Annotated in this window: 23 protein-coding genes and 1 pseudogene; 17 read left to right on the top strand and 7 right to left on the bottom strand. The window is 67.3% G+C overall.

All coding sequences use genetic code 11. From position 1 onward, the window contains the following. Positions 1 to 35: 35 nt before the first annotated feature. Positions 36 to 293, bottom strand: coding sequence for a SemiSWEET family transporter (locus tag ABDV78_RS13585; protein WP_343527924.1), 258 nt, complete (start codon positions 291 to 293; stop codon positions 36 to 38). Positions 294 to 391: 98 nt separating this feature from the next. Between ABDV78_RS13585 and bluB the strand changes: the two genes are divergently transcribed. After that, positions 392 to 1,015: a 5,6-dimethylbenzimidazole synthase gene (gene bluB / locus ABDV78_RS13580; protein WP_343527923.1), complete on the top strand. Its 624-nt coding sequence runs from the start codon at positions 392 to 394 to the stop codon at positions 1,013 to 1,015. A 45-nt stretch (positions 1,016 to 1,060) separates the two neighbouring features. Here bluB and ABDV78_RS13575 read toward each other — a convergent pair whose 3' ends face one another. Then, positions 1,061 to 1,516, bottom strand: a complete 456-nt coding sequence (locus ABDV78_RS13575; RefSeq protein ID WP_343527921.1) for a universal stress protein — start codon at positions 1,514 to 1,516, stop codon at positions 1,061 to 1,063. Between the two features lie 129 nt (positions 1,517 to 1,645). Here ABDV78_RS13575 and ABDV78_RS13570 point away from each other — a divergent pair, with 129 nt between their 5' ends. The 4 genes from ABDV78_RS13570 (at position 1,646) to lpdA (ending at position 5,091) form a co-directional block, all read left to right on the top strand. Then, the gene (locus tag ABDV78_RS13570; RefSeq protein ID WP_343527920.1) at positions 1,646 to 2,977 is read left to right on the top strand and encodes a pyruvate dehydrogenase complex dihydrolipoamide acetyltransferase; all 1,332 of its coding nucleotides are present in this window, start codon (positions 1,646 to 1,648) and stop codon (positions 2,975 to 2,977) included. A gap of 32 nt (positions 2,978 to 3,009) precedes the next feature. Further along, entirely contained in the window at positions 3,010 to 3,222 is a 213-nt protein-coding gene (locus ABDV78_RS13565; RefSeq protein WP_343527919.1) for a hypothetical protein, read from the top strand. Next, positions 3,219 to 3,614 carry an acyl-CoA thioesterase gene (locus ABDV78_RS13560; RefSeq protein ID WP_343527918.1) on the top strand — a complete coding sequence of 132 codons (396 nt, stop codon included), beginning with the start codon at positions 3,219 to 3,221 and terminating at the stop codon, positions 3,612 to 3,614. The genes ABDV78_RS13565 and ABDV78_RS13560 overlap by 4 nt, the downstream gene beginning before the upstream one ends. Positions 3,615 to 3,678: 64 nt before the next feature. Beyond that, complete coding sequence (lpdA, locus tag ABDV78_RS13555; RefSeq protein ID WP_343527917.1) at positions 3,679 to 5,091, top strand: dihydrolipoyl dehydrogenase; 1,413 nt, start codon at positions 3,679 to 3,681, stop codon at positions 5,089 to 5,091. Between the two features lie 92 nt (positions 5,092 to 5,183). Here lpdA and ABDV78_RS13550 read toward each other — a convergent pair whose 3' ends face one another. After that, on the bottom strand, positions 5,184 to 5,726 hold the full coding sequence (locus ABDV78_RS13550; RefSeq protein ID WP_343527916.1) for an isochorismatase family protein: 543 nt from the start codon (positions 5,724 to 5,726) through the stop codon (positions 5,184 to 5,186). Between the two features lie 136 nt (positions 5,727 to 5,862). Here ABDV78_RS13550 and ABDV78_RS13545 point away from each other — a divergent pair, with 136 nt between their 5' ends. Beyond that, on the top strand, positions 5,863 to 7,242 hold the full coding sequence (locus tag ABDV78_RS13545) for a hypothetical protein (RefSeq protein WP_343527915.1): 1,380 nt from the start codon (positions 5,863 to 5,865) through the stop codon (positions 7,240 to 7,242). Positions 7,243 to 7,306: 64 nt separating this feature from the next. Beyond that, complete coding sequence (locus ABDV78_RS13540) at positions 7,307 to 7,645, top strand: DUF3140 domain-containing protein (protein WP_343527914.1); 339 nt, start codon at positions 7,307 to 7,309, stop codon at positions 7,643 to 7,645. Between the two features lie 93 nt (positions 7,646 to 7,738). Here the strand turns inward: ABDV78_RS13540 and ABDV78_RS13535 are convergent, their stop codons facing one another. Then, positions 7,739 to 9,493 carry a fatty acyl-AMP ligase gene (locus ABDV78_RS13535; RefSeq protein WP_343527913.1) on the bottom strand — a complete coding sequence of 585 codons (1,755 nt, stop codon included), beginning with the start codon at positions 9,491 to 9,493 and terminating at the stop codon, positions 7,739 to 7,741. A gap of 173 nt (positions 9,494 to 9,666) precedes the next feature. Between ABDV78_RS13535 and ABDV78_RS13530 the strand changes: the two genes are divergently transcribed. The 5 genes and pseudogenes from ABDV78_RS13530 to ABDV78_RS13510 all read left to right on the top strand — a co-directional run. Further along, a complete protein-coding gene (locus ABDV78_RS13530; RefSeq protein WP_343527912.1) occupies positions 9,667 to 10,167 on the top strand; it encodes a RecX family transcriptional regulator in 501 nt (166 codons plus the stop codon). A 186-nt stretch (positions 10,168 to 10,353) separates the two neighbouring features. Continuing rightward, the gene (locus ABDV78_RS13525) at positions 10,354 to 10,872 is read left to right on the top strand and encodes a cold shock domain-containing protein (protein WP_343527957.1); all 519 of its coding nucleotides are present in this window, start codon (positions 10,354 to 10,356) and stop codon (positions 10,870 to 10,872) included. Next, on the top strand, positions 10,869 to 11,408 hold the full coding sequence (locus tag ABDV78_RS13520; protein ID WP_343527911.1) for a DUF192 domain-containing protein: 540 nt from the start codon (positions 10,869 to 10,871) through the stop codon (positions 11,406 to 11,408). Before ABDV78_RS13525 ends, ABDV78_RS13520 begins: the two co-directional genes overlap by 4 nt. 72 nt (positions 11,409 to 11,480) lie before the next feature. Beyond that, positions 11,481 to 11,873, top strand: a complete 393-nt coding sequence (locus ABDV78_RS13515; RefSeq protein WP_343527910.1) for an NADH:ubiquinone oxidoreductase subunit NDUFA12 — start codon at positions 11,481 to 11,483, stop codon at positions 11,871 to 11,873. A gap of 206 nt (positions 11,874 to 12,079) precedes the next feature. Next, positions 12,080 to 12,313, top strand: a pseudogene (locus ABDV78_RS13510) (DUF2155 domain-containing protein); the annotation flags it as partial. Positions 12,314 to 12,348: 35 nt separating this feature from the next. On the opposite strand, the gene aat reads toward ABDV78_RS13510, so the two are convergent. The 3 genes from aat to ABDV78_RS13495 form a co-directional block, all read right to left on the bottom strand. Further along, positions 12,349 to 13,101 (bottom strand): leucyl/phenylalanyl-tRNA--protein transferase, encoded by a 753-nt coding sequence (gene aat, locus ABDV78_RS13505; protein WP_343527909.1) that lies wholly within the window; start codon positions 13,099 to 13,101, stop codon positions 12,349 to 12,351. Next, positions 13,098 to 13,811 (bottom strand): ParA family protein, encoded by a 714-nt coding sequence (locus ABDV78_RS13500; protein WP_343527907.1) that lies wholly within the window; start codon positions 13,809 to 13,811, stop codon positions 13,098 to 13,100. Before ABDV78_RS13500 ends, aat begins: the two co-directional genes overlap by 4 nt. 108 nt (positions 13,812 to 13,919) lie before the next feature. Beyond that, entirely contained in the window at positions 13,920 to 14,306 is a 387-nt protein-coding gene (locus ABDV78_RS13495) for a hypothetical protein (RefSeq protein ID WP_343527906.1), read from the bottom strand. Positions 14,307 to 14,476: 170 nt separating this feature from the next. Between ABDV78_RS13495 and ABDV78_RS13490 the strand changes: the two genes are divergently transcribed. From ABDV78_RS13490 to ABDV78_RS13470, 5 genes are all read left to right on the top strand, one after another. Next, positions 14,477 to 15,442, top strand: a complete 966-nt coding sequence (locus ABDV78_RS13490; RefSeq protein WP_343527905.1) for a cysteine synthase A — start codon at positions 14,477 to 14,479, stop codon at positions 15,440 to 15,442. A gap of 93 nt (positions 15,443 to 15,535) precedes the next feature. Further along, positions 15,536 to 15,781, top strand: coding sequence for a hypothetical protein (locus tag ABDV78_RS13485; protein WP_343527904.1), 246 nt, complete (start codon positions 15,536 to 15,538; stop codon positions 15,779 to 15,781). 429 nt (positions 15,782 to 16,210) lie between these two features. Then, positions 16,211 to 16,696 carry a division/cell wall cluster transcriptional repressor MraZ gene (locus tag ABDV78_RS13480; protein WP_343527903.1) on the top strand — a complete coding sequence of 162 codons (486 nt, stop codon included), beginning with the start codon at positions 16,211 to 16,213 and terminating at the stop codon, positions 16,694 to 16,696. Further along, entirely contained in the window at positions 16,693 to 17,670 is a 978-nt protein-coding gene (gene rsmH / locus ABDV78_RS13475; RefSeq protein ID WP_343527902.1) for a 16S rRNA (cytosine(1402)-N(4))-methyltransferase RsmH, read from the top strand. Before ABDV78_RS13480 ends, rsmH begins: the two co-directional genes overlap by 4 nt. Next, positions 17,667 to 18,353, top strand: a complete 687-nt coding sequence (locus ABDV78_RS13470) for a hypothetical protein (protein ID WP_343527901.1) — start codon at positions 17,667 to 17,669, stop codon at positions 18,351 to 18,353. The genes rsmH and ABDV78_RS13470 overlap by 4 nt, the downstream gene beginning before the upstream one ends. Positions 18,354 to 18,471: the final 118 nt, after the last annotated feature.

The raw sequence follows: 18,471 nt of genomic DNA, 5'->3' as shown, positions 1-18,471 counted from the left end.
CGCGCCATCCCGAACGGGTGGCGCGGGGCGCGACATCATAGCGCGGTGAACAGCGAAATCCCGCCCAGGATAACCCCCGGCGCATTGGCGAACACGATCGGCCAGTCCCGCTTCTTGCGCATGAAGCCATAGGCGACCCACAGCGAACAATTCACCATGGTCGCCAGCGGCTGGATGGTCGAACCCTTCTGTCCGGCGAGATTAAGCTGTATCTGGTCGATATAGGACAGGTACATGGCCACCGCCGTCGCAGTGGCGATCCAGCCGAGAAGCATCAATTTCCGTTCGCTCACGGTCGCTTGGTCTCCTTGCATGAAAGAAAAATCGATTGCAGCGCGGGGCCATGACGCACAAGCGAAGCGGGATGTTCCGGGCCGGAAAGAGGACGAGCATGCGCTTTGACGAGACCCAGGCCGCGACACTGGAGACGATCCTGCGCTGGCGGCGCGACGTCCGGCACTTCCGCAGCGATCCGGTCGATGAGGCGATCCTGGCGCGACTGGCCGATGCGATGGCGCTTGCCCCGTCGGTCGGGAATGCGCGGCCCTGGCGGGTGATCCGGGTCGAGGACCCCGCACTTCGCGCCGCGGTTCGCGCTGACTTCCGAAGATGCGACGCGGAAGCGGCGGACGACTATGCCGACGAACAAGCCGCCGCTTATCGCGCGTTGAAACTGGCCGGACTGGACGCCGCGCCGGTGCAGCTTGCTGTCTTCACCCATGTCGACCCGGCGGAGGGGCACGGCCTTGGCCGCCGCACCATGCCCGAGACGCTGCGTCAGTCGACCGCGATGGCGATCCATACGCTATGGCTCGCGGCGCGGGCGGCCAATCTGGGGATGGGCATGGTGTCGATCCTCGATCCCCAGGCCATGGAGCGGCTGTTCGCGGTGCCGCCCGACTGGGTGTTCACCGCCTATCTCTGTCTCGGCCATGCCGAATGGGACGACGACACCCCCTTGCTCCACCGCGTCGGGTGGCAGGACAATGCGCCGACCCGGTGGGAGACCCGCTGACGCCGATCGTCCCCTTTCGGAACAGGGGCGGACCGCCCGGCAGGATCAGCTCAGCCGGTCGATCGCCTCGGGGGTCAGCGACCCCGGCACGATCATGATCGGAACCGGCAGGGCACCCGCATCGGTGCCCGAGAAATGGCTGACCAGCTTGCCCGGTGCGCCGCTCGCCGCCGCGCCCAGCACCAGCGCGGCGATGTCTGGATTCGCGGCGATCATATCGCGGATCACCTTCGGCCCGTCGCCTTCGCGCACCGTGATCGACGGGCGGACGCCCGATTCGTCCAGGATCGTGCCGGCCGCGCTCGCCAGCAACGCCTCGGCCTGCTGGCGGGCTTCGTCCTCCATCGTTGCCTGCACGCCGCCAAAGGCGATGAACTCCTGCGGCGGCAGGACGGTGAGGATTTCGACCCCGCCGCCGGTCTTCACTGCGCGCCTGGCGGCGAAGCGCAGGGCGATCCGGGATTCCGGGCTGTCGTCGATCACGACCAGATAGATGCGCATGGCGGCCCCCTTATTGTCTCCAACCGATGCCGTTACATAGCATTTCGTGCAAGGCCATGACTTGACCGAGCGCCATTCGGGCGCAAGAGACGGGCCGCTACGGAATTGGTTTGCCCCGAGAGGACCTCCATGTCGATCGAGATAAAGATGCCCGCGCTGTCGCCGACCATGGAGGAAGGCACGCTGGCCAAATGGCTGGTGAAGGAAGGGGACACGGTAAAGTCCGGCGATATCATGGCCGAGATCGAAACCGACAAGGCGACGATGGAATTCGAGGCGGTGGATGAAGGCGTCATCGCCAAGATCCTCGTCGCCGAAGGCGCCGACAATGTGAAGGTCGGCACCGTCATCGCGATTCTGGCCGAAGAGGGCGAGGACGCCTCGTCGGTCCAGGCCCCCGCCAAGTCGGAAACGCCGGCCCCGGCCAAGCCCATGCCGACGGACCCCACCGATCCCAACAAGACCGGCAGCGAGGCCAAGCCCGCCGAGCGGACGCTCGCCCAAGCCGAAGACCACGGCAAGCCCGCCGATTCGGGCCGCGCCGGGAATGGCCGCGCGATCGCCAGCCCGCTGGCGCGCCGCATCGCCTCGCAAAAGGGTCTCGACCTGTCGGCGCTGACCGGCTCGGGGCCGAACGGTCGCATCGTCAAGGCGGACGTCGAGAATGCGCAGCCGGGCCAGGCCAAGGCGGCTCCGGCTGCATCGGCCTCGGCTCCGACCGAAGCCGCTGCTGCCCCGGCCGCGGCGCCCAAGCCCGCGCAGGTGCCGGATATCCCGCACGAGGCGTCGAAGCTGTCCAACATGCGCAAGACGATCGCGCGTCGCCTGACCGAATCGAAGCAGCAGGTGCCGCACATCTATCTGACGGTGGACGTGCGCCTCGACGCGCTGCTCAAGCTGCGTGGCGAACTGAACGCCGGTCTCGAATCGCGTGGCGTGAAGCTGTCGGTCAACGACATGCTGATCAAGGCGCTGGGCGTCGCCCTGATGGCGGTGCCGAAGTGCAACGTCATGTTCACGCCGGACCAGCTTATCAGTTTCAAGCGCGCCGATATATCGGTCGCGGTGTCGACGCCTGCGGGCCTGATCACCCCGATCGTGTCGGAGGCCGATACCCGCTCGCTGTCGTCCATCTCGACCACGATGAAGGATCTGGCGGCCCGTGCGCGCGACAATAAGCTCGCACCGCATGAATTCCAGGGCGGCACGGCCTCGATCTCGAACATGGGCATGTTCGGCATCAAGCAGTTCGAGGCGGTCATCAACCCGCCGCAGGGTATGATCCTGGCGATCGGCGCGGGCGAGAAGCGTCCGTACATCGTCGACGACCAGCTTGGCGTGGCGACCGTCATGTCGGCGACCGGCAGCTTCGACCACCGTGCCATCGACGGCGCTGACGGCGCGGAGTTGATGAAGGTGTTCAAGGAACTGGTCGAGCGTCCGCTGGCGATGCTGGCCTGACGGACGGTCATATCGACACGGGGGCGGGCTTCATGCGGGTTCTGATCGAACTATTCTATATCGTCCTGGGTCTGGCGGCGGCGCTCGTCATGACCTGGGCCGCCGCATGGGCCTATCCGCTGGGGCGGGCCGAAATCTGGTGGTGTGGCATCGGCGCGATGGTCGCGACGGTGGCGATGGGCGTCGGCCCGCTCCACCGCGCGCGCATCGCCGACCGCATGGCGAGGAGACATTCCGAGCAATGAGCATGCTGCCCGATCTGCACCCCACGATCCGCGTCACGGCCATGCCCTCGGACGCCAATCCTTATGGCGATATCTTCGGCGGCTGGCTGATGGGCCAGATGGACCTGGCGGCCGGTTCGGTGGCGTCCCGCCATTCGGGCGGCCGCGCGGTTACGATCGCGGCGGAGGGGATGAAGTTCCACGCCCCCGTGCTCGTCGGTGACGAGGTGTCGGTCTATGCCACGCTCGTCCGGGTCGGCAACACGTCGATGACGATCGAGGTCGAGGCCTGGCGTCGCGCCCGCCATGTGGAGGACGCGACCAAGGTGACCCAGGCGCGCTTCGTGTTCGTCGCGACCGACAAGGATCGCAGGCCGCGCCCTGTTCCGCCGATGGCTTCCGCAGAAGACTGACTGACATTTACTCGGGGTTGCACCCCACGCACCGCCTAGGCGCGGGTTCAAAAGGAAGAGCAAAGTGGCTGACACTTACGACCTTATCGTCCTCGGCTCCGGCCCCGGCGGCTATGTCGCGGCGATCCGCGCAAGCCAGCTTGGCCTGAAGGTCGCGATCGTCGAGCGCGAGCGGCTGGGCGGCATCTGCCTCAACTGGGGCTGTATCCCGACCAAGGCGCTGCTGCGCTCGGCCGAGGTCTATCATTACATGACCCATGCCGCGCAGTACGGCCTGTCGGTCGAGAAGCCCTCGTTCAGCCTGGAAAAGGTGGTCGACCGCAGCCGCAAGGTCGCGGGCCAGCTCAATGCGGGCGTCAAGGGCCTGATGAAGAAGAACAAGGTCGCCGTCCATGAAGGCGTCGGCACGATTACCGGAAAGGGCAAGCTGTCGGTCGTCCAGGGCGACAAGACCACCGAGCTGACCGCCAAGCACATCATCGTCGCCACCGGCGCGCGCGCCCGCGACCTGCCCTTCGCCAAGGCCGACGGCGAGCGTATCTGGACCTATCGCCATGCGATGGTGCCGCCCGCCATGCCGACCAAGCTGCTGGTCATCGGCTCGGGCGCGATCGGCGTCGAGTTCGCCAGCTTCTACAACGACATGGGCGCGGAAGTGACCATCGTCGAGATGCTCGACCGGATCATGCCGGTCGAGGACGCCGAAGTCAGCGACTTTATGACCAAGCAGCTGACCAAGTTCGGCATGACCATCAAGACCAGGACCGGCCTTGAGAAGCTGGAAGCGACCGCATCGGGCGTCAAGGCGACGATCAAGGGCCCCGACGGCAAGGTCGAGACCGCCGAGTTCAGCCATGCCATCGTCGCCATCGGCATCGTGCCGAATACCGAGAATATCGGTCTGGAGAAGCTGGGCATCACGACCGACCGTGGTCACATCAAGACCGACGGCTATGGCCGCACCAATGTCGACGGCATCTGGGCGATCGGCGACGTGACGGGGGCTCCGTGGCTGGCGCACAAGGCGAGCCATGAGGGCGTGATCGCCGCCGAAGCCATTGCACAGGCGCTGGGCAACAAGGATGTCCACCCCCATGCGATGGACAAGGGCAACATCCCGGGCTGCACCTATTCGCGCCCGCAGGTGGCCAGCGTCGGCCTGACCGAGGCGAAGGCCAAGGAAGCCGGTTACAGCGTGAAGGTCGGCAAGTTCCCCTTCATCGGCAACGGCAAGGCGATCGCGCTGGGCGAGGCCGAGGGCTTCGTTAAGACCGTGTTCGACGCCAAGACCGGCGAGCTGCTGGGCGCGCACATGGTCGGCGCGGAAGTGACCGAGATGATCCAGGGCTATGTCGTCGCCCGCCAGTTGGAGACGACCGAGGCCGAACTGATGGAAACGGTGTTCGCGCACCCGACCATCTCGGAATCGATGCACGAATCGGTGCTGGCCGCTTATGGGCGCGCACTGCACATCTGATCCGGTTTTTCCGGTTTCCGAATCGGGAAGGGGCTCGCGGTGGCGGGCCCCTTTTTCGTTGCGGGTGGAGGGGGCTCGGCCTTCGCCCCCGCTCAGAGACGGGCGATCACCGTGCCGCTATCCACCACCTCGGCAAAATCCGCTTCCAGCAGCGCCATGGTGACATCGAAGATGGTCCTCGCCTCCAGTCCGGCGGAGGGCAGGTCGAAGCCGATCACGGCATCCCGCACCACGCTGACCCGGAACCCCAGATCGGCCGCCGCGCGCACGGTCGAGGCGACGCAGAAGCCCGCCACTGCGCCGACGACATGAAGATGGGTCAGCGCGCGCTCGCGCAGATGCTGTTCGAGCGTGGTGGCGGCGAAGGCCGACGACTGGCGCTTCACGAAGACGGCCTCCCCCTCGATCGCCTGCGCGCAGGGCATCGGCGGATAGCCTGGTGCGTCGGGATGCAGCGGCGACGTCGGATCACCTGCGGCATGGCGGACATGGATCACCGGGTGTCCGGCGGTGCGGAACGAGGCGGCGAGCGCCGCGACCGCATCCGGCGCGCCCGGATTGACGTGGGGCCGCCCGGCATCGATCCGCGCCTGCATCTCCATCTGCATGTCGATGATCACCAGCGCGTCCTGCATGCCCATCCCTTCGCCCCCCACCAGAGGCGCCCATTACGTTAGGGGCGGGCGTGGGCCAAGCGCGGCTGCGCAATCCGCTTGCGGAACGATGGCATTTGGTCGCATCGCTGGGATCGAAACTGCCTGACCGCGAGCCATGACCCGAGCCCATTCCCACCGCCTGCGCATCGTCATCGCGGCCCTGATCCTGTTCGGGCTGTCGGTGCTGGTCTTCGCTCCGGGCTATGTCGAATATGACAGCGTCGGCCAATATACGCAGGCGCTGACCGGCGAGTATGATGATTGGCATCCCCCGATCATGGCGCGGCTCTGGTCATTGTTCCTGGGCTGGGGGGCGACGCCGATGCTGGTGCTGCAACTGGCAGGATGGTGGCTGGGGCTGGGGGGCATCGCGGCGGCGATCGTCGACCGGCGGCCGCGCGCGGCGCTCGCCGTGCTGGCGGTGGGGCTGGTGCCCCCCTGGCTGGGCTGGCAGGTCGCGATCCTGAAGGATGCGCAGATGACCGGCGCCTTGCTGGGCGCGGTGGGCCTCATCGGCTGGTGGCGATTGCGGGACCGGGCCGTGCCGTATTGGGGATGGGCGGCGGCCGGTCTGCTGCTTGTCTATGCCGCGCTGGTGCGGGCCAATGCGATTTTCGCGGTGGCGCCGCTCGTCGCGCTGCTGACGGCGGGTCGGTGCCGCGGCCGGATCGCGATCGTCATCGGGCTGACGCTGGCGACCCTGGGTCTGTCCCCGTTCGTCAACCACCGGCTGCTCGGTGCCGAGCCCAGCGGCGTCGCACGATCGCAGGCGCTTTATGACCTGGCCGGGATCGCGGTGCGGGTGGCCTATGACCCCCGGCTGGGCTTCTCGCCCGAGGAGGTCGCGGAAATGCGCGCCAAACAGTGCGTGCGCGCCTTTTTCTGGGATTCGCTGGGCGAGCCGTCGCGCTGCGGCGATCGGCTGAATCGATTCGACACCGTGCCGCCGGGCCAACTCTATGCGCGGCTGGCCCCCGCGATCCTGCATCATCCGCTCGCCTATGCGGAACAGCGGCTGGCGCATGTCAATTCGACCTGGCGGCTCTGGGTCGCGCCCCGCTGGCCCAATGGCGCGCCTCCCGAGGGGAGCGAGCCCAACGGTTATCACCTGGGGCAGCCGGGCAGGGTGGCCCTGGCATGGCAGCATATGGCGCATCCCTTTGTCGACCTGCCGATCATGTGGCCGGTCATCTGGATGGTCCTGGCGGCGGGCGGACTGGCGGTGATGCGGGGCAATGGGTTGGCGGGGGCGCTGTTCGGATCGGCACTGGGGCTGGAGGCGAGCTTCCTCCTGATCAGCGTGGCGTCGGACTTCCGCTATCACCTCTGGGCTGTGATCGCCTGTGCGCTGGGCCTGATCCTGGCCAAGCCGTGGCGCGGTGACCCGCGGATCGTTCGCGCGACGATGGCGGTCCTGGCGATCCTGCTGGTCGCGGGCTGTGTCGCGCGGGCGACCATGCCGGTGCCGCCGCAAAGCTATGAGGGGATGTTGTAAGCGCGGAATCGATGTGAACCCGAAATCCGGCCGACCGCGTTGACCCCGCCGAAAGGAGCCGCGCATGGCCAAGGATCACGACCGCATCTACGCCGATTTCAGGGAGGTCGTGAACATGGCCCCCGCCGAGCTGGAAACATTCCTGGATAGCGACAAGTCGAAGGCGGTCGGGCAGAAGACGGGCGGGTCGGGCGAAAGCGTCGGCCACGCCTCCGGCCGCAGGATCATCGCGATCAGGCGCAAGAAAAAGGCCGATCTGACCGACGACGACTATGCGCATATGAACAAGGTCGTCGGCTATGTGCACCGTCATCTCAAGCAAGGCGGGCCGGACAAGGATGTCGAGCATTCGCCCTGGCGCTATTCGCTGATGAACTGGGGGCATGATCCGTTGAAGGATTGATCGGGCGGAACGGCCCCCACGCCCCCGATCCTTTTCATGAGAAAGGGCCCGGCCAACCGGCCGAGCCCCTTTTTCAACGGCTGATCCGAACGATCAGGCCGCGACGTCGTACGGCTTGATCTCGCCCGCCAGATACAGGTTGCGGGCCTTGGCGCGGCTCAGCTTGCCCGAGCTGGTGCGGGGCAAGGTGCGCGGCGGGATCAGTTCGATCACACAGTTCATGCCCGTCACCGCGCGCACCCGCTCGCGGATCTCGTCGCGCAGGCGCAGGCGCTCCTCGTCATCCGAGCTGCGGCACTGGACCAGTACGGCGGGGGTTTCCTCGCCGCCCGGCGTCGTGATCGCGAAGGCGGCGATGTCGCCCGCCTTGAAGCCGGGCAACTGCTCGACCGCCCATTCGATGTCCTGTGGCCAGTGGTTGCGGCCGTTGACGATGATCATGTCCTTGGCGCGGCCGACGATGTAGATATAGCCCTTCGACATATAGCCCATGTCGCCGGTGTCGAGCCAGCCATCGACCAGACAGGCGTCGGTCGCCGCCTGATCGCGGAAATAGCCGACCATGATCGAGGGGCCCTTGCACCACACCTTGCCGATCGCACCGTCGGGCAGGGGCGTACCATCCTCCTCGCGGATTTCGATCGTCATGTCGCGCGCGGGCTTGCCGCAATTGACGATCGCACGGAAACGCTGCGGCCGGTCGGCACCCCGCGCGCCGCCCGAGAGCTGGGTTTCCTCGACCAGTTCGACGCGGATGCCTTCGCCCGGCGGCATGATCGACACGGCCAGCGTCGCCTCGGCCAGGCCATAGGAGGGCAGGAAGGCGGTCGCCTGGAACCCCGCATCGGCGAAGGCATCGACGAAGGACTGCATCACGTCGGGACGGATCATGTCCGCGCCATTGCCCGCCAGTCGCCAGCGCGACAGGTCGAACCGGTCCGACGCCTTGGTCTGCGACGAAATGCGGCGCGCGCAAATGTCATAGCCGAAGGTCGGCGAATAGCTGACCGAGGTGCCCGGATTGCGGCTGATCATGTCGAGCCAGGCGAGCGGACGGCGCGCGAAATCCTCGGTCTTCAGATAATCGGTCGAAACCTGATTGGCGATCGGCGACAGGAAGCAGCCGACCAGGCCCATGTCGTGATACCAGGGCAGCCAGGAGACGCAGCGGTCGCTGGCCTGGATTTCCATGCCATGGCTGTGCGCCGCCAGATTGTTGAGTAGGGCATGGTGGGTGATCGCCACGCCATGCGGGAAGCGGGTCGAACCGCTGGAATATTGCAGATAGGCGATCGCATCGGACTTCGCCTCGGGCAGGGGCGCCTCGGGTGCCTCGCGGGTGGCGAAGCTGGCCCAGTCGATCCCCTCGACGCCTGCCGCTTCCGCCGCCGCGCCCGCCATCTGGGACAGTTCCGGCGGGAAGATCAGCATCTTGGGATCGCAGCTGGCGAGCTGGACGCGAAGCTGTTCGATATAGCTGTCACGCCCGCCGAACGAGGTCGGCAGCGGCAGCGGCACCGGCCAGGCACCCGCATAGATCACGCCGAAGAACAGCGCGGCGAATTCCGGTCCCGTTTCGGCCACCAGCGCGATCCGGTCCTCGGGCTTCACCCCGCTGGCGATCAGGCGGCGGGCACAGGCCAGCGCATCCTCGCGCAGTTCCGCGAAGGGATAAGGACGGCTCAACATCCCACGCGCATCATGGAAGTTCAGCCCCCGCGCCCCCGAGGCGGCATAGTCCAAGGCTTCGCCCAGCGTGTCGAAGTCGGCGAAGCGGCGCGGCAGCGCATCTTCGGTCGGCGTCGCGATGATGGCGCGCGCGTCGTCCTGATGGTGCTCGATCGTCATGGCCTTGCCTTCGTTCCTTATGCTCTTGCGCCCTCGCATCCCAACCGGACGGGGCGAGTGATTCTTTTCCGCCAGAAATGGCGGCTTCCCGCGTTCTAAATCCGGTGTCAGTGTGGCACAAACAAGGCGTGCCCGCCGATCGTCGCCCGCCCAAACCGCTTGACCCCCGATCGATGGAGCAACTCGCCCTGCGCTATGTCGAGCGTTTCGCCACCACCGAAGGCAAGCTGGTCGATTATCTGATGCGAAAGCGGCGCGAACGTGGCTGGGCGGGCGAGGGCCCCCCGGATGTCGCCGGGCTGGCGGCGCGGATAGTCGCGCTGGGCTATATCGACGATCGCGCCTATGCCGAGGCCAAGGCGGCGTCGCTCGCGCGGCGGGGGATGGGCGCGCGGCGCGTCCGACAGGCGCTTCAGGCGGCGCGGGTCGGCGAGGACGATCACGCCGCGATCGCGCCGCAGGTGGCGGAGGCGGCGCGCGATGCCGCGCTGGCCTTTGCCCGGCGGCGGCGAATCGGTCCGTTCGGGGACGGGCAGGCGGACCGGGCCATGCGCGAAAAACAGTTCGCGGCGATGATGCGCGCCGGTCATGACAGCGCCCTGTCGCGCCGCATCCTATCGGCCGAGCCGGGCGACATGCTCGATGGGGATGATGATGGTGGTGGCGATCCTTGATCCAGATTCAATCGTTTGGCGTGCCTTGCGGCCGTTTCCGCGGCTTCGTCCCGCTTCGATCCAGGAAAATTGCCATGCATTGCATTGCGAGCGCGAACAATGCTGCTAGCAATACACCCCAAGGGTGCGATGATGCTGGATGAAACGCCAAATACGGGTGGTGGCATCGACGGCGAAGCGGCGGATATGGCCGTGCGGCTGGCGGGGGTCGTCAAATGGTTCGACGTGACGCGGGGTTTCGGCTTCGTCGTGGCGGATGATCCCACTTATGGTGACGTGCTGGTGCACTTCACCGTGCTGCAGCCGCATGGGCGTCGCAGCCTGCCTGAGGGCGCACGGATCGAGCTATGGGCGGTGCGCGGCGCACGCGGTTATCAGGCGCGCGAGGTTCTGGCCGTCGATCTGACCCATGCGGTGGCCGAACTGCCCAAGCGGGCGCGCGCGCCCGACCGGATCGACCCCATCGCGCTGGTCGACGAGGCGGGCGATCCAGAGCAGGTTTCGGTCAAATGGTTCAACCGCTTGAAGGGCTATGGCTTCTTGCTGCGCGAACGCGACGGGGTGGATATCTTCGTCCATATGGAGACGCTGCGTCGCGGCGGCATATTGGAGGTCGAACCCGGACAGCCGCTCGACGCGCGGATCGTCGACGGGCCGAAGGGGCCGCTGGCGGTGGTGGTGACGCCCCGGACACAGGCGGAATGACCGGCCCGATGCGCGCGGGGCGCGGCCGGGCCTGGGGCCGGACCTGGGGCTGGGCGCTGATGCTGGCGCTGGTCGCCTTGCCGGTCGCCGGATGCTCGGGCACCGCCCCGACCGCCAAGGGTGACGGGCAGGGGGAAGGGGGGCGCCGCTCTGCGACCATCCCGGTGACGATCGCCACCGCGGACGGATCGCACAGATTCGCCGTCGAATCCGCGCGCACCGCCGCCGAGCAGCAGCAGGGGCTGATGTACCGCACCGACCTGAAGCCCGATGGCGGCATGTTGTTCGCACCCTATCCCCCGGATGGGACCGGCCCGCGCGAGGCGAGCTTCTGGATGAAGAACACGCCCACCTCGCTCGACATCCTGTTCATCCGCGCCGACGGCACGATCGCCCGGATCGCGGAGAACACCGTGCCCTTTTCCGAGGCGCCTGTCGCATCCGGCGAGCCGGTGGCGGCCGTCCTCGAACTGGTCGGCGGGCGCTCGGCGGAATTGGGCATTTCGGAGGGCGACAAGGTTTCCTGGCCACACTGATCGGCGCGCGGGGGACGGCTTCTCCACCGAACCCTGTTGAAGGGCGGCGACAGCCGGGCTACACGGCGCATCATGGGCATCAACCTCAATCCCTTCACCTGGTGGAACGGCGCCACCATCGGCACCTGGTTCGGTCTGCGCGGCAAGACGCAGGTTGGCGAGGATGCGCATGGCAACCTCTATTACGAGGGCGGCAGCGATACCGCCGGTCGCCCCCGCCGCTGGGTGATCTACAACGGCTCGAACGATGCCAGCCGCGTTCCGGCGGAATGGTTCAGCTGGCTGCATCATCAGGTCGAGGACGTGCCCGACCGCTCGCTGCCGCCGCGTCGCGCGTGGCAGAAGCCCGCCCTGCCCAATCTGACGGGCACCGCCATGGCCTATCGTCCGGCGGGCGCGCTGGAGAAGGGCGGCCATCGTCAGGCCGCGACCGGCGACTATGAAGCCTGGACGCCCGAGGGGTGAAGGCGACTCGCTGGCTGGCCGGCGCGACGCTGGCCGCCGCGCTGGGGGTCGGGGGCTGGTTCGGCTATCATGCGCTGACCCGTCAGGGCGCGCCGTCGGCGGACGAATCGGCGGTCAGCCAGATCCTGCCCGATCGCCCCGGAGCCGGATCGGGAATCGAATCGGTCGACACCGGACAGGCGGCGCTGCCCAGCGGCGGTACCCCGATGGCCGAGCGGGTGGCCGTGATCGGCCTGCTCAACAAGCGCAACGGCGTCTCGCGCGAACTGACGCTGAAACCCGGCCAGGCGATCCGCGTCGATGATGTGGTGGTCCGCCTGCGTGCCTGTGAGAAGACCGCATCCTGGGAACCCGAACAACTGACGGGCGCCTTCGTGCAACTGGACGTGCGTGGCGCGAACCAGCGGTGGCAGCGTGTCTTTTCAGGCTGGTTGTTCAAGGAACGCCCGGCGCTGAACGTCGTGCCGCACCCCGTCTATGACGTCTGGGCCAAGAGCTGCACGATGTCCTGGCCGGAAACCGGCCCGGATACCGTGCCTGCGGCAACGCCGGGGGCCAAGCGGTCGAGCGCGCCGAAGTCGCCTGCGGCCGACACGCCCGAGGCGGATGCGCCCGGCGCGACCACGCCCGCCAATGCGTCGGAGAGCAGCACGACATAATCGTCGCGCCTGATCTCGATCGCGCCCATGCTGGCGAGGTGCGGGGTCTGGAACTGGCAGTCGAGCAGGCTGTAGCCGCCCGCGCGAAGCCGCGCGACCAGCCAGACCAGCGCGACCTTGGACGCGTCGGTCCGGCGGCTGACCATCGATTCGCCGAAAAAGGCACGCCCGAGCGCGAGGCCATAGAGGCCGCCGACCAGTTCCTCCCCGTCCCAGACCTCGATCGAATGGGCGAACCCCATGTCGAACAAGTCGATGAAGACCCGTTCGATCGCATAGTTGATCCAGGTCTCCGGGCGATCGGGCACGCTTTCGGCACACAGGCGGATGATCGATTCGAAGGCGGTGTCGGCGGTCACGCGGAACCGGTCCGCGGCGACCGTCTTGCGCAGCGAGCGTGACAGGTGGAACCCGTCCAGCGGCAGGATGGCGCGCTTGCGGGGTTCGACCCAATAGACATGGTCGGTTTCCCGCGTGTCGGCCATGGGAAAGACGCCGACGGCATAGGCCCCGAGCACGAGATGCGGGGTCAGCCGTTCGGCGGTGCCGGGTTCGTCGCGGCGGCTCATGCGGCGCTCAGCCGCTGTTCGATCGCCCGCCACAGGGTGGCATAGGCCTGTGCCGCCACGCTGCGCGGCGCGAACACCCCCAGGGGTGCGCGGTGTTCCCCCATCGCCTCGACCAGGCTGGCCATGGGGATCACCGGCCATTCGGGATGGGCTGCGACGGCATCGGCATGAAGGCGACGGCGGCGGTCGACCATGACGTGGACGGGCATCAGCGGAACGCGGCCGCGGACATGCCCGTCGATCATCTCCAGCGCGCGGGCCGACAGGGCGGAGGGGACGACCGGCACCACGATCAGATCGACGGCGCGCAGGACCTGCTCGGTCGTCTCGGTCAGCCCCGGCGGACAGTCGAGCAACACCCGGTCATAGCCGTCCAGCCCCTCGATCAGCTTGTCCAGCCGCTTCTTCTTGTCGATCCTGTGGAACAGCAGGTCGAGCCCGCGCAGCGAATCGTCGGCCCCGATCAGCGACAGGCGGTCGATCGCCGTTTGCCGGATCAGCCGTTCGACCGCGATCTCGCGCGAGAACATCGCCTCGGCCCGGTCGCCCGGCATGGCCCCGCCCAGCAGCCAGGTCGAGGCGGCCTGCGGATCGAGATCCCATAGCAGGGTGCGGCGCGCGCACTGGCTGGCGGCGCACCATGCCAGATTGACCGCCATGCTGGTCTTTCCGACGCCCCCCTTCAGGCTGTAGATCGCGATCGCGGCCATCGGTTCGTTCGACCTCCCGACATGCGCCAAAAAAAGGCCGACGGAGATATCCCCGCCGGCCGGTTTCCGATCAAGTCCCAATCGTCCGTCTGCCGGACGGGAAGGGGCTTAGACGTGGCAGCTCTGGGCGGCCTTCTTGGGGGTGGTCAGGGTGATGGTCTTCTCGTCACCCGTCAGGCGCCAGCCGCCCTCGGCGGTCAGCGGCTCACCGGCGGCCGGGGCCTTCAGCACGACCGGGGTCTCGCCTTCCTTCAGGCGGACATTGACCTGCTTGTCACCCTGGAAGAAGGTGACGAAGGCCAGGCTCTGGTCCTTGCAGCGGAACGTCTTCTCGGACTTGATCGAGGGGGGCAGCTCGACCGGCGCGCGATTGGCGAGCACATTGGCCATCGGATCGGGGTTGGTGTCGACCACCTCGGGCTGGCTGGGCTTGGAATTGCACGCGGCCAGGACGAGCAGCGGTGCGGCGACGATGAGGGGGAGGATGCTCTTCATAGCGACATGGTGTTCGCAAATGCAGCAACCGCACGTCAAGCCGGAGATGTCGCCGGGCGTCAGAAAACGCCTCGATCGGTCGCGATTCGCATGATCCATGTGGTCCTGCTTGGCCTGACCCAAGCAAGGCTTTGCTTGCCGCGCGGCGGGGCAGGGGCCATCTAGCGCACATGGATGCGATCCCAGACACGCTCGCCCTGATCGGCAACACCCCGCTCGTCCGCCTGAAGGGGCCGAGCGAGGCGACAGGATGCGACATTTTCGGCAAATGCGAATTCGCCAATCCCGGCGCCAGCGTGAAGGACCGCGCCGCGCTGTTCATCGTCGAGGATGCCGAGGCGCGGGGGCTGCTGCGCCCCGGCGGCACGATCGTCGAGGGGACGGCGGGCAATACCGGCATCGGGCTGGCGCTGGTCGCCAATGCCAAGGGCTATCGCACGATCATCGTGATGCCCGAGACACAGAGTCGCGAGAAGATGGACACGCTGCGCGCGCTGGGCGCCGAACTGGTCCTCGTGCCCGCCGCGCCCTATTCCAGCCCCTGTCATTTCGTCCACACCTCGCGCCGGATCGCCGAGGAGACGGAGAATGCGATCTGGGCCAACCAGTTCGACAATATCGCCAACCGGCGCGCGCATATCGTCGGCACCGCCGAGGAGATATGGAACCAGATGGGCGGGCTGGTCGACGGCTTCACCTGCGCCGCCGGTACGGGCGGTACCTTTGCGGGGGTCGGCATGGGCCTGAAGGCGCATGACGAGAATGTCGTCATCGCGCTCAGCGATCCGCATGGCGCGGCCCTGTACGACTATTATGCGCATGGCGAGTTGAAGTCCGAGGGGACGTCGGTCGCCGAGGGCATCGGGCAGGGGCGGATCACCGCCAATCTGGACGGTGCGCCGGTCGATACCCAGTTCAGGATTTCGGACGCCGATGGCTGGTATTGGGTTCAGCGCCTGCTTGCCGAAGAGGGGCTGTGCCTGGGCCTGTCTTCTGGTATCAACGTGGCGGGCGCGGTGGCACTGGCGCGGTCGCTGGGCCCGGATAAGCGTATCGCAACCATTTTGTGCGATACGGGGTTTCGCTACCTCTCCACGCTGCACAACCCGGCGTGGCGGGCGGAAAAGGGACTTTAGGCGCGCGGATTTGTCCGCGCGGATGGTCGACACCGACAAGCGCGCAGGATAGTCATAGCGAATTCCATGAAGTCACCCGATCAACATCATATCATGCAGCGTGTGAAGGTCGGCATGATCGGCCTTGCCGCCGTTGTCCTGCTGATCGCGATCGCCAGTACGATCCTGGGGTCGCTAAATCGGGACGAGCCTCCGGTGGTCGCCGCCGGAGCGGCCCAGTCCAACATGGTCGCCGACATGGCGGTGGCCAACACGACCGCCCCCGCGACCAGCGAGCCGCTGGCCGAACTCGGCGTCGCTCCCGCCCCCGTCAACACACAGGCACCCGCCGGCCACTGAGTCGGTGGCCTGCGCCTGGCGCGAATCGCGGCGGCGCATCCTGCCGTCCTGCGGCTGTGCCCTCACGTCCGGGTCCAGGCCTTTTTCAGCGTCGAAGTTGATTTCGCGCTTCGATCGATCGCGCCCGGTCGGGGAAATCCGGGGAAAGGGGCCCATATGCCCGGATTCCCGGCCGTTTTCGGGCATGCCGTGGTGACGTCCCACAGGATCATCGCCCGGTCGCTCGTCTCAAAAATCGGGGTTCTGCCGTGATTTCCCCGGCTATCCCCAAAAATCCCGTTGCCTCCCAGTCCTGCTATAGGTAAACCAAGCGCTAACAGAGGGGCAGGCTCACTGTTGTCGAGAGATGGTCGGATCGCGGCGATGGCCGGGATTCGGGTCGGTGAGGCCGTGCGCGCCATGTGTGAGGTTGGCGTGTCAGAAAGGGGTTTGTATCAGGGAAGTGGCATTGGCCTTGTCGACGACAAGGGTCGCGTTGCCATCCCGAATGCACTCCGCTCCACCCTGGCGCAAAACGCTCCGCGCCCCGACGGAAAGGACGGCGGGACCATCATCATCGCGGTCCACGAAACCGAACGTTGTCTGATCGCCTATGATCCGGGTTATGTCGCCGTGTTGAAGAAGGAACTGGACGCGCGGACCGAGATGTCGCGCGGGCCGGACGGCCGGATCGACTATAATATCAAGCGCGACCTGGCGAATGGCGAGGCGGTGCCCTTTGACGGGTCGGGCCGCTTCATCATGCCGGGCTTTCCCCGTTTTCACGCCGGGATCGCGGGCCATGCCTTTTTCTGGGGCACCTTCGACTATATCGAAATCTGGGATCCCAAGACGCTGGTCGAGACGCCGGGCCTGCCACCCAAGATGATATCGGCGGCACGGTTCCACTGCCACGAAAAGGGGATCGCGCTGTGACCGTGCGTCCCGAAGCCCCCCATATCCCCGTCCTTCTCGACGAAGTGCTCGACGCGCTCGCCATCCTGCCCGGCGAGACGCATGTCGATGGCACCTTCGGCGCGGGGGGCTATACCCGCGCGATGCTGGGGAAGGGCGCGAAGGTCATTGCCTTCGACCGCGATCCAGATGCGATTGCGGGTGGTCAGGCGCTGGTCGCCACCGAGCCGGGACTGACCCTGATCCACCGCGAATTTTCCGGGCTGGATCAGGACCTCGACGCGCTGGTCGACGGCGTGGTGCTCGATATCGGGGTGTCGTCGATGCAGCTCGACCAGGCGGGGCGGGGATTCTCCTTCCAGGGCGACGGTCCGCTCGACATGCGGATGGCGCAGGAGGGCGAGTCGGCGGCCGATTTCCTCAATAGCGCCGATGAGGCGGCGATCGCCGATGTCCTCTATCATTATGGCGAGGAGCCCCGTTCGCGCCGGGTCGCGCAGGCGATCGTCGCCGCGCGCCCGCTGACCCGCACCGGCGAACTCGCGACGGTGGTGCGCAAGGCGCTCGGCTATCGTCCGCACGACAAGAAGGATCCGGCGACCCGGACCTTCCAGGCGATCCGCATCCATGTGAACCGCGAACTCGACGAACTGGCCGAGGGGCTGGCGGCGGCCGAGCGCGCGTTGAAGCCCGGCGGGCGGCTGGTGGTGGTGACGTTCCACAGCCTGGAAGACCGGATGGTCAAGCGTTTCTTTCGCGAGCGGGCGGGGCAGATGCCGGGGGGATCGCGCCACCTGCCCGAACAGGCCGCTGCGCGGGCGCCGAGTTTTACGAAGGTGGGCAAGGCGGTGCGCGCGGGCGAGGCGGAACTGGCCCGCAATCCGCGCGCGCGTTCGGCGACGCTGCGCTTTGCCACGCGAACGGAGTCACCCGCCTGGTCGGCGGGACGGGGAAGGGCGTCGGGGGGCGAGTTGAGTCAGGAGTTGGGCGTATGACGGCGGCGTATCGGTTGAAGGGGATAGGTTGGTTCGGGAGCTGCGTCGCGGTCGTCCTGGGCTTTTATCTCGTCTCGCTGCAGGTCGCGTCGGAGCGCAAGAAGCTCGACGACGTGAACGCGCGCATCGCCAATGCCCAGCGGGAAATCCGCGCGCTGGAGACCGAGTTCGACACCCGTGCCAACCTGGTCCAACTCGAAAAATGGAACGGCGACACGCTGGCGCTGACCGCGCCGGTCGCGGGCCAGTTCGTCGGCGACGAGGCGCAGCTCGCCTCGCTCGACGTCGCGAACGGCGCGACCCCGCCCGTTCAGACCGCCGCGCTGCTCGTCCCCTCGCAGCCTTCGCCCGCCCCGGTTCCGCCCGCCCAGCCGGACGCGGTCGCCGTTGCCGCCGCCCAGCCCGTCAAGCCCGCCCAGCCCGCCCAGCCCATCGCCCCCGCTCCCGTCGTCCAGCTCGCCAAGGTCGCCCTGCCCAAGCCGCAGCTGGTCAAGGCGGTGGCCGAGCGTGTCGTCACGCCTAAGGCGGCCAGGCCCGCCCCCATCGCGACCGTCCGCACCGCCGCCGCCGTCGCCAAGGTGCGGCCGCAGGCAGTGGCGATGCTCGACCGCCAGTTGCTGTCCGACACGACGCTGGGCGACATCCTCAAGGGGGCCAAGACCGAATCGCGGCGGGCGCGTTGAGCGTTCTCGTCGCGCGCCCCGCCGGAACGCAGCGCACCGCCGGCCAGCGCCATGCGCTGGTCGCGACGACGCATATGCGGCTGATGATGCTGATGATGCTGTTCGCCGCGGCGGTGGT

The organism is Sphingomonas sp. (genome assembly GCF_039594485.1).
GTDB lineage: Bacteria > Pseudomonadota > Alphaproteobacteria > Sphingomonadales > Sphingomonadaceae > Sphingomonas.
The sequence above is the reverse complement of the archived record's forward strand: the minus strand, read 5'-3'. Positions and strand labels throughout refer to the sequence as shown.